Raw genomic sequence first — 12,470 nt, 5'->3', positions numbered from 1 at the left:
CGTCATGTCTCCTTGGCGAGGCCGAGTTCAGCGAGGATGGCCTCGTTGTGCTCGCCGACATCGGGCACCGGATCCATCCGCGCCGTCATGCCGGGAATGGTGAGCGCGGGCAGGAAGCTCATCACCGGCCCGCTCGGCGATCCCACGCTCTGCACGCGCCCGCGTGCATGAAGCTGCTCGTGCTTCAGGAAGGCCTCGACCGAGTTCAGATGCGCATTGGCGATCGCGGCTTCGTCCAGCAGCCGCAGCACCTCCTCGCTGGTCATCGATGCAAAGCGCTGCTCGATATGCGCCTGCAGATCGTCGCGGTTCTGCATGCGCAGCGGATTGGTGCGGAAGCGCAGGTCATCGGCAAAGCCGGCATCGCCGAGTACGATGCGGCACAGCGACCGCCATTCCCGGTCGTTCTGGATACCGAAGAAGATGGTGTTGCCGTCGCCGACGCGAAACGGCCCGTAGGGCGCGATCGTCGCATGCTTCGCGCCGGTGCGCGGCAGCGGCCGGCCCGTGCTCTCGGTGTAGAACGCGGGATAACTCATCCAGTCCGTGATGGAATCGAACAGCGAGGCCTGGAAGGCCGTGCCCTTGCCGGTCCGCTCGCGGCGATACAGCGCCATCAAGACGCCGTTGAGGATGTACATGCCGGTGGCGATATCGACCACGGAAAGGCCCACTTTCGCAGGCTCCGCCTCGGTGCCGTTGATCGCGAGCACGCCGGCCTCGCACTGCACCAGCAGATCATAGGCCTTCTTGTCGCTGTAGGGCCCGCCGGTGCCATAACCCGACACGTCGCAGGCGATGAGGCGCGGAAATCGTCGCACGAGCGATGCGGCATCGAGGCCGAGCCGCTCCGCCGCGCCGGGCGCGAGATTCTGGATGAACACATCCGCCCGCGGCAGCAGGGCATCTAGCACCTTGCGGCCCTCAGGGCTCTTGATGTCGATGGCAAGGCTTTCCTTGGAACGGTTGGTCCAGACGAACTGGCTCGACATGCCGTTCATCACATGATCGTAGTCCCGGCAGAAATCGCCAGCTCCGGGCCGCTCGATCTTGATGACCCGCGCGCCCCAGTCCGCCAGATGCCGGCTGGCCAGCGGCGCCGCGATCGCCTGCTCGAGCGAGACCACCGTCACCCCCGAGAGCGGAAGTTCCGCCTCATTCCCATCCATGCGATCGCCTCCACTCCAACGCTTTTGACCGGCGCAGGAGACAGGCCGAGCACCCCACGCGCATCTTCTTGATGATGCCATCATGCCACTGTTTTGCCCGACGGGTCAAACCCGGTTTCGTGAAATCCTAAGATTTGGGATGCTGAGTGTTTGCAGCGGCTTGGCTACTGTGCATGGGGTTGTTTTCGCATTTTTGTGTTTGGCGTTTCCCCACCCACAACTGTCATCCCCCGCCTTGTGCGCACGTGCGCACTGGGGCGGAGGATGACAGCGGAGGAAGACGGCGCTGCTCGCGTCCCTGTTGCCGAGACCGCACACGTCGCGGCTTTCGCTTCCCCCCTCGGTTGCCAACGAACAGCCGTTCACCCACTATCCCTCTGACTCGACATGTGGGGGAATCGATGCCGGCATTTCGCCTGAAGACGTCATTGGCCGTTGCAGGCCTTTCGCTCGCCCTCGCCGTCCTGGCCCTGCCGCGCGCCGGTTTCGCCTACACCCAGGAGGAGCAGCAGGCCTGCTCGCCGGATGCGATGCGGCTGTGCAGCGAGTTCGTTCCGAACGTCGATGCCATCACCGCCTGCATGATCAAGAAGAAGGCGCAGCTCTCGCCGCAATGCCGGGTGTTCTTCCGCTCCGGCCCCGAGCCGGGCGAGGCCCGCGCCGGCAAGCCGACCAATATCGCGCCGAAGGCTGCGAAGAAGACCACCAAGCCGGCGCCGAAAGTGGCCAGAAAGAAATCCAGCGAAGGCTGAGCGCGCGGGCGCCGCGTTCCCGGTTTGAAACCCTGACGTCGTGCCGGGAAGGCGGGCGCGATCGTGCCAGGCTCCCCGCATTCCGCCTCGCTCCGTGTTGCGACATCAGCTCCACGACAGCCTCCGGACTCGTTTTGTTCGCATGCATGGTGCGCAGGCTTGCGGCAATTACGGCCTGCGCAGGACGGAAAGGAGTCGGGGCAGGTTTTGCGCGGGCAGGTTGCGAGCCGCATTTTCCCGCTTCCATTGCTCAAGGAATGCACGATTGCCCCTGCCGCGCCGCTTCATGGAGCCTGTGTGTGTGACGTCACACGGCGCAGTGTGACTCAAAAGCCAACACGCCTTGTTATTTCGTGGCCATAACGCAACCCTCGATAAATTTTTCTTTCCCGAATCAGCGCGCTGATTCATTTTCGCGGCCTGGGGTCAATCTGGAGGCGGAAGGTATGAACGTTATTGTTTTTGCATCGCGTAAGGGCGGCTCGGGCAAGAGTACCCTGGCCGCACATCTCGCCGCGCAGATCAAGGCGAGCAAGCAGGTCATGCTCGTGGATGCGGATCCGCAGGGCTCGCTCACGCTGTGGCACAAGCTGCGTGGCACCAACGAGCCGCCGATCAAGGCCGCCGTGAACTCCGTCAGCGGCATCGTCTCCGCTGCCAAGCGCGACGGCTATGAATGGGTGTTGATCGACACGCCGCCGAACCTGTCGGCCGTCGTCGACGACGCGATCCGCAACGCGACGATGGTGATCATTCCGGCGCGTCCCGGCGTGTTCGACGTCAACGCGGTGCAGGAAACCATCCAGATGTGCCGCGCCGCGCGCAAGCCCTACGCGGTCGTGCTCAACGGTGCGCCGGCGCGTCGCGACGAAGCCGAGAGCCCGATCGTGACCATCGCCCGCGAAGCGCTGGCGAAATTCCGTGCTCCGGTGTGGGGCGGCCAGATCACCAACCGTTCGGACCTGCTGATGGCGCTGAGCCACGGCGAAGGTGCGCGCGAGTATCAGGCCGAGAGCCGTGCGGCTCAGGAAATCGCAAGGCTGTGGGCGGCGATCGAGCGCTCGGTGAAGGCTATTCGCGGCACGGCGTCGGCGTCCGGCGCAATGCACAAGCAGGCGGCTTGATTTTCATTGGTCATTTTCGAGAGGGCGAAAAACGCGCGGACGAGCCGCGCGTTTTTGCGTTTCCGCCTTCACGCGTCATTCCGGGACGACGCGCTGGCGCCAGACCCGGCTACGCCACCAGCAGCATGTAGAACACGATGACCGGCGACAGGGTCAGGATCACCGACCAGATGCCGGCGGCCCAGAGAATATCCTCGGTGGTAAAGCCCTGCTGTCCGGCGTCGTAATGCGACGCCATTTCATTCTGACTATTCACGAACGCCTCCGCGATTTCTTCGCTTGTGGGCGTCAGTGCTATCAGGGATGTTTTAAGATCCGGATCGCAGCTGCCAGTGCATTTTGAACACAGGTGCTACCGCGGATTAACCATTCCGGCGCCGCCGGTCAGCCGACCAGCCAAACGCGAAACAGCAGCACCGGCATCAGGCCGAGCATCACCGCCCAGAACCCGAACGACGACACCACCAGAATGCCCTGCAAGAGATCGGCCGGTGCGAATTGCCGCGCGGCCGTCGGCCGGATGCGATGTCCCATGGTCATTTCCCCTCTGTAGATCCTGAAGGATAGGCGCCATTGCGTAAACGAGCCGTGGATGCGCCATGCCGCAACAGCGAAGGCCGTTGGGGCGCGGTTAACCAAGGCCGCACACCGCCGCCGCCATTCCGGGGCGCGTAGCGCGAACCCGGAATGACGGCGTGAGGTCAAGCTGAGGAGGGCGGTTACGCCGCGACCCTCGTCCGTCGCTCGATCTCGCGATCGATCGCCGCCGCGAGCTCGCTGCTCACCTCGACCATCGGCAGGCGCATTTCGGGGCTGTCGATCAGGCCGCTGCGCCACAGCCAGTACTTCGCCGGCGCGGGGCTCGGCTCGGCAAACAGCAGCCGCGTCAGCCCGGCGACCTCGTTCCAGCGCGCCTGCGCCGCGTCACGGTCGCCGCGCTTCAACTCGGCATGGACGGCTGCGAACGTCGCGGTCTCGACATGGGCTGACAGCACGATGCCCCCGTCGGCGCCATCGCTGAGCGCCTCGAAATATTTCGCGTCCTCGCCGGTGAGCACGCGAAATGCCCTGGGACGGTCGCGCAGCAGCGCGATCGACTGCTCGCGGCTGGCGCCGCAATCCTTCAGGCCGACGATGTTCCTGTGCTCGGCAAGCCGCAGCAGCGTCTGGTTGGTGATGTTGACCGAGGTCCGATAGGGAATGTTGTACAGCGCCAGCGGCCAGGCGGCATGATCGGCGAGCGCCTCGAAATGCGCCAGCAGGCCGCGCTGCGACGGCCGCACGTAATAGGGGCTCGCGATCAGGTAGCCGTCGATCGGCCAGTCCGCGGTCTCGTCGAGGCGCTCCTTCAGCCGCGAGGTGTCCGCGCCCGAGAGCCCGAGGCAGATCGGCACGGTAAGGCTGCTCGCCGTCATCTCCTCGCGCACCACGGCGACGAGACGTTCGAGTTCGGCCTCGCGCAGCGTCATGCCTTCGCCCGAGGTCGCCCCCAGGATGAAGCCGTCGACGGCGCCAGCGCTGTAGTGTCGCGTCAGCCGCCGCAGCGACCTCTCGTCGAGAGCGCCGCCCTGAAACGGCGTCACCAGCGGCAGCCACAGCCCGTGCAAGTGATCCTCAAGACCGGTCATGTTCCATCTCCTTCTCGGGAAAAAACCTGAGACGGAGGCACATGAAAAAACCCCGTCCAGGCGGCGGGGTTTTCGGGATTTGCTGCGATGACGAAGTCAGCCTAGTGCGCGCAAAAATCCGAGGTCCCCGGATGGGGGCCTTTTTTCGAGATGACTGCGCACGACTTCGTGATCATTTGCAAATGATGCGGGGTATGCCTGGAACTGTCAACACACGCGGAGGGCGAAAGTCCATTTCGACGAAAAAAAGCCGGACCCGAGGGCCCGGCTTAGGTATTGGCCACGTGAGGCCGACACAATCACCTTCCAAGAGGGATTACTGAACTCCCGCGCCACTGGAGGAGGGGGACAAATGCGCAACGCGAAGGCTCAGCGTGCGAACATTATGGGCTTGCTGAGTGCCTTGCAGCAACAGCCGAGGCCGCATGTCAGTCATGCGGAAATCAGGACGGCCAGCGCTGCGCCTTGCTCACCACGAAGTCGCGGAACACCTGCACGCGCGCGACCGTCTTCAACTCCTCGGGATAGACGAAGTAGGTGTCGAGCTGGATCGAATCCGACTCGCCGAACAGCTGCACGAGCTTGCTCTGCTCCTCGACGAGATAGTCGGGCAGGGCGGCGATGCCGAGCCCCTGCTGACAGGCACGCACAAGGCCGAGGATGTTGTTCACTCTGAAATAGGCTTCGCGCGGACCGGAGCCGTTGCGCCCGGCTTCGACCAGCCAATTGCGGTTCTGCAAATGCGGCGCGAAGTTGCCGTCGCTGAGCGTGATGATGCGGTGGGAGTCGAGCTCCTCCAGCGTGCGCGGCGTGCCGAAGCGCTTGATGTATTCCGGCGAGCAATAGGCGTGGAAGCCCATCGCGAACAGCTTGCGCTGGATAAGATCCGGCTGCGTCGGCTTGCGGGTGCGGATCGCGACGTCGGCCTCGCGCATCGACAGATCGAGCTCCTCGTCGGTGACGATCAGCGAGATGCGGATCTCGGGATAGAGCGCAGTGAACTCGCCGAGCCGCGGGATCAGCCAGTTGATCCCGACGCCGGGCGTGGTGGTGATCTTGAGGTCGCCGCTCGGCCGCTCGCGGCTGTCGGTCAGCTTGGCGCGCGCCGCCTGCAATTGCATGAACACATCATGCGCGGTGCGGAAGAGCAGGTCGCCCTGCTCGGTGAGGATCAGGCCGCGGGCGTGGCGGTGGAACAGCGAGACCGAAAGCTCCTGCTCCAGCGCCGAGACCTGGCGCGACACCGCCGATTGCGACAGGCCGAGCTGCTCGCCGGCATGCGTGAAGCTGCCCGCTTCCGCCGCTGCGTGAAACACCTTCAGCTTGTCCCAGTCCATATCCGTAAATCCGTCGCGTGTTCGAGGCATGATTCTATTCCGCTGCCGCGCGCTCGCTGGCGCGAAGGGCCAAGAAACGTTCGGCTTCGAGTGCGGCCATGCAGCCGAGGCCGGCGGCCGTCACGGCCTGGCGATAGGTCTCGTCGGCGACGTCGCCGGCGGCGAACAGGCCGGGTACCGAGGTGGCGGTCGAGTTCGGGGCGACCTCGACATAGCCCGACGGTTTCAGCTTGACCTGGTCCTTGACCAGCTCGGTGGCCGGCGCGTGGCCGATGGCGATGAAGACGCCGTCGGCCTTCACGTCCGTCAGCGCGCCGGTCTTGACATTCTTGAGCCGGACATGGGTGACCTTGTTCGGATTCTCGGTGCCGCGGATCTCGTCGACGGCCGAGTCCCAGATCACCTTGATCTTCGGGTGCTTGAACAGGCGCTCCTGCAGGATGCGCTCGGCGCGGAAGTGATCGCGACGATGCACGATGGTGACCTGCGAGGCATGATTGGTGAGGTACAGGGCTTCCTCGACCGCGGTGTTGCCGCCGCCGACCACGATCACTTCCTTGCCCCTGTAGAAGAAGCCGTCGCAGGTGGCGCAGGCCGACACGCCGCCACCCTGGAACTTCGCTTCGGACGGCAGCCCGAGCCAACGCGCCTGCGCGCCGGTGGCGAGGATCACGGTGTCGGCGAGATAGACGTCGCCGCTGTCGCAGGTGAGGCGAAAGGGCCGCTGCGCAGTCTCCAGTCGTGTGACCAGGTCGGTGACGATCCTGGTGCCGACATGGACCGCCTGCTTCTCCATCTGCTCCATCAGCCAGGGGCCCTGGATCACGTCGGCAAAACCCGGATAGTTCTCGACGTCGGTGGTGATGGTGAGCTGGCCGCCGGGCTGGATGCCCTGGATCAGGATCGGCTCCAGCATCGCGCGCGCGGCATAGATCGCCGCCGTGTAGCCGGCGGGTCCGGAGCCGATAATGACGACCTTTGCATGTACAGGAGCGGACATTTCGATGGACGCCTTTCACGGGGGATTTGCAGCGCGGGCGCGGAATGTGCCGGGAGGCCTCGCGGAGGCGCTGAAATATCAGAGCTAATCTAAGCCTTCTGGTGAGCTATGCAAGAATTGCATTCCCTCTCGGCGGATTTTTCCAACAGGGAACAAAAGTCGATTGCGCTGCACGCGCAATAAAATTGCGCTATCCGTGCGGACTGAGCTATGAGGATTCCGACAAACCCACCCAACACCGCCTCAAAGGGCAGGAGTTCCAATCACGTGTCGCGGAACCTGGACGAGATCGACCTGAAAATTCTCGCCGAGATTCAGGCCGACGGTCGAATCACGAATGTCGAGCTCGCCAAGCGCGTCGGCATCTCGCCGCCCCCCTGCCTGCGCCGCGTCCGGGCGCTGGAGGAGGAGGGCTACATCCACGGCTATCGGGGCCTGCTCGACGCCCGCAAACTCGGTTTCGACGTCACCGTGTTCGCGGCCGTGCACCTGTCCAGCCAGGCCGAGGCGGATTTGCGGGCATTCGAGGAATTCGTCCGCGCCGAGCCCCTGGTGCGGGAATGCTGGATGCTGTCGGGCGAGGTCGACTTCATCCTCAAATGCGTCGCCCCTGACATGGCGACGTTCCAGGATTTCGTCACGCACCTTACCGCCGCACCCCATGTCCGCAACGTGCGGACCTCGCTGGTGCTGCACAATTCGAAGTACGACGCGGCCGTGCCGCTCGATGTGAAGGGACGACGCTAAAGCGCGATGCGATTAGGATGAATCGTCATCGCGCTTTAGGTTGTTGTTTAAGCATGATCTTTTCGGAAAACCGCTGCGCACTTTTCCGGATCATGCTCTAGAGCTCGCCCTGACACTCTGCGTATCGGTCCCGTCATCCTGAGAGTCTGACTGGTTTTTGGTCAGGCTCTGAGGTGCGAGTGATGGGGCGGCGCGGAGCTCACCATCGGGAGCCTCGAAGGATGAGCGGCCCGGGTGCAGCGGCGTGCGGCAACAGTGGGCCGTCGCCCTTCGAGGCTCGAAGAGGCGAGCACCTCCAGCGACAATGGCTACGCCATTGCGCGGGGGGGGGCGGTGATGGAGTGGTGCTCGCTGCATCCACATCGTCATTGGGAGACTGTCTCTGCGGAAAGATTCTGGATTGTTTCGCTTCGCTCGCAATGACGGGTGTGTGAGCGGTGTTCATCACAAGTCCAGCAACCCGCAGAAACAAAAAGGCCGCGCGTCGCGCTGCCTTTTCGAAACGTCTCAGCGGAGCGGCAAATCCTTACCGCCACTCCACCTTGGTGATCTCATACGCCTTGGCGCCGCCGGGTGCATTGACCTCGACGGTCGACCCCTTCTTCTTGCCGATCAGCGCGCGCGCGAGCGGCGAGGTGATGGAGATGCGGCCTTTCTTGGCGTCGGCCTCGACCTCGCCGACGATCTGCCACACCGTCTTCTTCTCGGTGTCCTCGTCGACCAGCGTCACGGTGGCGCCGAACTTGATGGTGTCGCCGGAGAGCTTGGAAATGTCGATGATGTCGGCGCGCGCGAGCTTGTCCTCGAGCTCGGCGATGCGGCCTTCATTGTGGGACTGCTCTTCCTTCGCGGCATGATATTCCGCGTTCTCCGACAGGTCTCCGTGCGAGCGCGCCTCCGCGATATGCTCGATGATCCGCGGACGATCCACGGACTGGCGCTGCTTCAACTCTTCCCCGAGCGCGACAAAGCCGGCCTGGGTCATCGGAACCTTTTCCATCGTCTCTCTCGTCCTTCGATCGTGCGCCGCAAACGCGGATGGGCGCCGCAACCTTGATTCGCCGGTGTTTCCGGAGCCCAACGCAGGGCTGCCGGAGATTGACAGATATGGGCTTGGCGCCGGAACAAAACCACCACCTGGCCGGACAGTTCCTCCGGCCATTGTGGCTTCATTGCCAATCACTTAGCGGAAGCCTCGCCGCCGCCAGGGATCAGGTTTCCGAAAAGTAGCTCTGCAGGGTACGAACCTCAAGGTCCCCGCCCAGATAGGCGCGGATGCCCTGCGCGGCCGCCACGGCCCCGGAAAGAGTGGTGTAATATGGCACTTTATGCAAGAGGGCCGCGCGCCGCAGCGAACGGCTGTCGGCCAGCGCCTGCGGGCCTTCGGTGGTGTTGAGGACGAGCTGGACGTCGCCATTGGTGATGGCGTCGACGATGTGCGGCCGCCCCTCCAGCACCTTGTTCACCTTCTCGGTCGGGATGCCCTGGTCGGTCAGGAAGCGCTGGGTACCCGACGTCGCCAGCACCTTGAAGCCGAGCGAATGCAGTTCGCGAACGGCCTCGGCGATGCGCGTCTTGTCGCTTTCGCGCACCGAGACGAACACGGTGCCCTTGCGCGGCACCCGCGTGCCGCCGCCGAGCTGGCTCTTGGCGAAGGCAACCGCGAACGAGCGGTCGATGCCCATGACCTCGCCGGTCGAGCGCATCTCGGGGCCGAGCACGGTGTCGACGCCGGGGAAGCGCGCGAACGGGAACACCGATTCCTTGACACCGACGTGCTTGAGAGTCGCCTTCTTCAGCTTGAAGTCGGCGAGCGTCTCGCCGGCCATGATCCGCGCGGCGATCTTCGCGACCGGCGTGCCGATCACCTTGGCGACGAACGGCACGGTGCGCGAAGCGCGCGGATTGACCTCGAGCACGTAGATGTCGCCGTCCTTGATGGCGTATTGCACGTTCATCAGGCCAATGACGTCGAGGCCGAGGGCGAGCTCGCGGGTCTGCCGCTCCAGCTCCTCGATCATCTCAGGCTCGAGCGAGTGCGGCGGAAGCGAGCAGGCGCTGTCGCCGGAATGGATGCCGGCTTCCTCGATGTGCTCCATGATGCCGACGATGAAGGTGTCCCTGCCGTCGCAGAGGCAGTCGACGTCGACTTCGGTCGCGTCCGACAGATAGCGGTCGAACAGCAGCGGGTTCTTGCCGAGCACGGTATTGATCTGGCCGGTCTTGTCGTTCGGATAGCGCGCCTTGACGTCGGCCGGCACCAGCTCCGGCAGCGTGCCGAGCAGATAGTCGTTGAGCTGAGTCTCCTCGCGGATGATCTGCATCGCGCGACCGCCGAGCACGTAGGACGGGCGCACCACGAGCGGCAGGCCGAGATCGGCGGCGACGAGGCGGGCCTGTTCGACCGAATAGGCGATGCCGTTCTTCGGCTGCTTGAGGCGAAGCTTGTCGAGCACGCGCTTGAAGCGGTCGCGGTCTTCCGCGAGATCGATGGCATCCGGCGAAGTGCCGAGGATCGGCACTTCGGCGGCTTCCAGCGCATGCGCCAGCTTCAGCGGCGTCTGGCCGCCGAACTGCACGATCACACCGTGCAGCGTGCCCTTGCTGCGCTCCTTTGCGATGATCTCCAGCACGTCCTCGGCGGTAAGCGGCTCGAAATAGAGCCGGTCGGCGGTGTCGTAATCGGTCGACACCGTCTCCGGATTGCAGTTGACCATGATGGATTCGTAGCCGGCGTCATGCAACGCGAAGCAGGCATGACAGCAGCAATAGTCGAACTCGATGCCCTGGCCGATGCGGTTCGGGCCGCCGCCGAGAATGATGACCTTCTTCTTGTCGGACGCTGCGCTCTCGTCCGCCGGCGCGCCCGCGAACGGCGCCTCGTAGGTCGAATACATGTAAGCGGTCGGCGAGGCGAACTCGGCCGCGCAGGTGTCGATGCGCTTGTAGACGGGGTGAACGCCGAGCGCGTGGCGCTTCGCCGTCACCTCCGCTTCCGTCGTGTCCGCGAGCACCGCGAGGCGCGCATCCGAGAAGCCCATGGCCTTGAGCGTGCGCATGCCGAAGGCGTTGCCGGGCAGGCCGTTCTTCCTGACCTTCTCCTCCATGTCGACGATGCCGCGCATCTCGCCGAGGAACCACGGATCGATCTTGCAGGACTTGAAGATGTCCTCGTTCGACCAGCCGAGCCGCATGGCCTGGGCGACCTGGAGCAGCCGGTTCGGTGTCGGCGTGCCGAGCGCGGCGCGGATCGCGTTCTTGTCGTCGTCGCGGCCGAGGCCCTCGATCTCGATCTCGTCGAGGCCGGTCAATCCGGTCTCGAGCCCGCGCAGCGCCTTTTGCAGGCTTTCCTGGAAGGTGCGGCCGATCGCCATGACTTCGCCGACCGACTTCATCGACGTGGTCAGCGTGGTCGAGGCGCCCGGGAATTTCTCGAAGGCAAAACGCGGCACCTTGGTGACGACGTAGTCGATGGTCGGCTCGAATGAGGCCGGCGTGGCGCCGCCGGTGATGTCGTTGGCGATCTCGTCGAGCGTGTAGCCGACCGCGAGCTTCGCGGCGACCTTGGCGATCGGAAAGCCGGTGGCCTTGGAAGCCAGCGCGGAGGAGCGCGACACGCGCGGATTCATCTCGATGACGACCATGCGGCCGTCTTCGGGATTGACGCCGAACTGCACGTTGGAGCCGCCGGTCTCCACGCCGATCTCGCGCAGCACCGCCAGCGAGGCGTCGCGCATGATCTGGTATTCCTTGTCGGTCAGCGTCAGCGCCGGCGCCACCGTGATGGAATCGCCGGTGTGCACGCCCATCGGATCGAGGTTCTCGATCGAGCAGACGATGATGCAATTGTCCTTCTTGTCGCGCACCACCTCCATCTCGTACTCCTTCCAGCCGAGCACGGATTCTTCGATCAGCACTTCGTTGGTGGGAGACGCATCGAGGCCGCGTTCGATGATGTCGAGGAACTCTTCCTTGTTGTAGGCGATGCCGCCGCCGGTGCCGCCCATGGTGAAGGAAGGGCGGATGATCGCGGGCAGGCCGATCTCGGACAGCGCCATCATCGCCTGTCCCAGTGCATATTCCTGATAGCGCTTGCGGCGGTCGCCTTCGCCGAGAGTCCATTGCCGGTCGAGCTCATCGAGCGCCGCGCCCGACAGCTTCTCGCGCTCGGCGTGGTATTTGTCACGGAACGACTTCTTCAGCTCCGAGGCGTTGGCAAGCCGCGACTTCGGCGTCTGCAGCCCGATCTTCTCCATGGCGTTGCGGAACAGCTGGCGGTCTTCGGCCTTGTCGATCGCGTCGGCGGTTGCGCCGATCATCTCGACGTCGAACTTGTCCAGCGTGCCCTGGCGGCGCAGCGACAGCGCGCAGTTCAGCGCGGTCTGGCCGCCCATGGTCGGCAGCAGCGCGAAGCCGCCGGGAATGGCGTGACGTTCCTTCTCGATGATCTTGGCGACGATCTCGGGCGTGATCGGCTCGATATAGGTCGCATCGGCCAATTCCGGATCGGTCATGATGGTGGCCGGGTTGGAATTGACGAGGACGATGCGATAGCCCTCTTCCTTCAGCGTCTTCACCGCCTGGGTGCCCGAATAGTCGAACTCGCAGGCCTGGCCGATCACGATGGGACCGGCGCCGATGATCAGGATGGTGGTGATGTCTGTACGTTTGGGCATCAACTCTCGCCGAAGTGGAATTTGGGCACAAAAAAAG

Annotated in this window: 11 protein-coding genes; 3 read left to right on the top strand and 8 right to left on the bottom strand. The window is 64.2% G+C overall.

All coding sequences use genetic code 11. From position 1 onward, the window contains the following. Nucleotides 1-2 precede the first annotated feature (2 nt). Complete coding sequence (locus tag XH87_RS24475) at nucleotides 3-1,169, bottom strand: CaiB/BaiF CoA transferase family protein (protein ID WP_271589235.1); 1,167 nt, start codon at nucleotides 1,167-1,169, stop codon at nucleotides 3-5. Between the two features lie 401 nt (nucleotides 1,170-1,570). Between XH87_RS24475 and XH87_RS24470 the strand changes: the two genes are divergently transcribed. Both XH87_RS24470 and XH87_RS24465 read left to right on the top strand, forming a co-directional pair. Next, entirely contained in the window at nucleotides 1,571-1,921 is a 351-nt protein-coding gene (locus XH87_RS24470) for a hypothetical protein (RefSeq protein ID WP_271589234.1), read from the top strand. Between the two features lie 446 nt (nucleotides 1,922-2,367). After that, nucleotides 2,368-3,045, top strand: a complete 678-nt coding sequence (locus XH87_RS24465) for a ParA family protein (RefSeq protein ID WP_027575286.1) — start codon at nucleotides 2,368-2,370, stop codon at nucleotides 3,043-3,045. A 109-nt stretch (nucleotides 3,046-3,154) separates the two neighbouring features. Here XH87_RS24465 and XH87_RS24460 read toward each other — a convergent pair whose 3' ends face one another. From XH87_RS24460 to trxB, 5 genes are all read right to left on the bottom strand, one after another. After that, nucleotides 3,155-3,301, bottom strand: coding sequence for a hypothetical protein (locus XH87_RS24460; RefSeq protein ID WP_199762865.1), 147 nt, complete (start codon nucleotides 3,299-3,301; stop codon nucleotides 3,155-3,157). Between the two features lie 128 nt (nucleotides 3,302-3,429). Next, nucleotides 3,430-3,579 (bottom strand): hypothetical protein, encoded by a 150-nt coding sequence (locus XH87_RS24455; protein ID WP_167406957.1) that lies wholly within the window; start codon nucleotides 3,577-3,579, stop codon nucleotides 3,430-3,432. A gap of 185 nt (nucleotides 3,580-3,764) precedes the next feature. Further along, the gene (locus tag XH87_RS24450) at nucleotides 3,765-4,673 is read right to left on the bottom strand and encodes a 4-hydroxy-tetrahydrodipicolinate synthase family protein (RefSeq protein WP_271589233.1); all 909 of its coding nucleotides are present in this window, start codon (nucleotides 4,671-4,673) and stop codon (nucleotides 3,765-3,767) included. Nucleotides 4,674-5,116: 443 nt separating this feature from the next. After that, nucleotides 5,117-6,040, bottom strand: a complete 924-nt coding sequence (locus tag XH87_RS24445; RefSeq protein WP_026201990.1) for a LysR family transcriptional regulator — start codon at nucleotides 6,038-6,040, stop codon at nucleotides 5,117-5,119. A 4-nt stretch (nucleotides 6,041-6,044) separates the two neighbouring features. Beyond that, nucleotides 6,045-7,010, bottom strand: a complete 966-nt coding sequence (gene trxB, locus XH87_RS24440) for a thioredoxin-disulfide reductase (protein WP_271589232.1) — start codon at nucleotides 7,008-7,010, stop codon at nucleotides 6,045-6,047. A 267-nt stretch (nucleotides 7,011-7,277) separates the two neighbouring features. Here trxB and XH87_RS24435 point away from each other — a divergent pair, with 267 nt between their 5' ends. Further along, on the top strand, nucleotides 7,278-7,757 hold the full coding sequence (locus XH87_RS24435) for an Lrp/AsnC family transcriptional regulator (RefSeq protein WP_271589231.1): 480 nt from the start codon (nucleotides 7,278-7,280) through the stop codon (nucleotides 7,755-7,757). A 526-nt stretch (nucleotides 7,758-8,283) separates the two neighbouring features. Here the strand turns inward: XH87_RS24435 and greA are convergent. Further along, nucleotides 8,284-8,757: a transcription elongation factor GreA gene (greA, locus tag XH87_RS24430; RefSeq protein WP_035710309.1), complete on the bottom strand. Its 474-nt coding sequence runs from the start codon at nucleotides 8,755-8,757 to the stop codon at nucleotides 8,284-8,286. Nucleotides 8,758-8,968: 211 nt separating this feature from the next. After that, on the bottom strand, nucleotides 8,969-12,433 hold the full coding sequence (gene carB / locus XH87_RS24425; RefSeq protein WP_271589230.1) for a carbamoyl-phosphate synthase large subunit: 3,465 nt from the start codon (nucleotides 12,431-12,433) through the stop codon (nucleotides 8,969-8,971). Nucleotides 12,434-12,470 lie beyond the last annotated feature (37 nt).

Origin of the sequence: Bradyrhizobium sp. CCBAU 53415 (genome assembly GCF_028128735.1) — a bacterium.
GTDB lineage: Bacteria > Pseudomonadota > Alphaproteobacteria > Rhizobiales > Xanthobacteraceae > Bradyrhizobium.
The sequence above is the reverse complement of the archived record's forward strand: the minus strand, read 5'-3'. Positions and strand labels throughout refer to the sequence as shown.

Excerpts from the sequence above, each read along its gene's own strand:
- carB (WP_271589230.1), bottom strand. The coding sequence starts at position 12,433 with ATGCCCAAACGTACAGACATCACCACCATCCTGATCATCGGCGCCGGT.
- XH87_RS24470 (WP_271589234.1), top strand. The coding sequence starts at position 1,571 with ATGCCGGCATTTCGCCTGAAGACGTCATTGGCCGTTGCAGGCCTTTCG.
- XH87_RS24475 (WP_271589235.1), bottom strand. The coding sequence starts at position 1,169 with ATGGATGGGAATGAGGCGGAACTTCCGCTCTCGGGGGTGACGGTGGTC.
- trxB (WP_271589232.1), bottom strand. The coding sequence starts at position 7,010 with ATGTCCGCTCCTGTACATGCAAAGGTCGTCATTATCGGCTCCGGACCC.
- greA (WP_035710309.1), bottom strand. The coding sequence starts at position 8,757 with ATGGAAAAGGTTCCGATGACCCAGGCCGGCTTTGTCGCGCTCGGGGAA.
- XH87_RS24450 (WP_271589233.1), bottom strand. The coding sequence starts at position 4,673 with ATGACCGGTCTTGAGGATCACTTGCACGGGCTGTGGCTGCCGCTGGTG.
- XH87_RS24445 (WP_026201990.1), bottom strand. The coding sequence starts at position 6,040 with ATGCCTCGAACACGCGACGGATTTACGGATATGGACTGGGACAAGCTG.
- XH87_RS24455 (WP_167406957.1), bottom strand. The coding sequence starts at position 3,579 with ATGGGACATCGCATCCGGCCGACGGCCGCGCGGCAATTCGCACCGGCC.
- XH87_RS24465 (WP_027575286.1), top strand. The coding sequence starts at position 2,368 with ATGAACGTTATTGTTTTTGCATCGCGTAAGGGCGGCTCGGGCAAGAGT.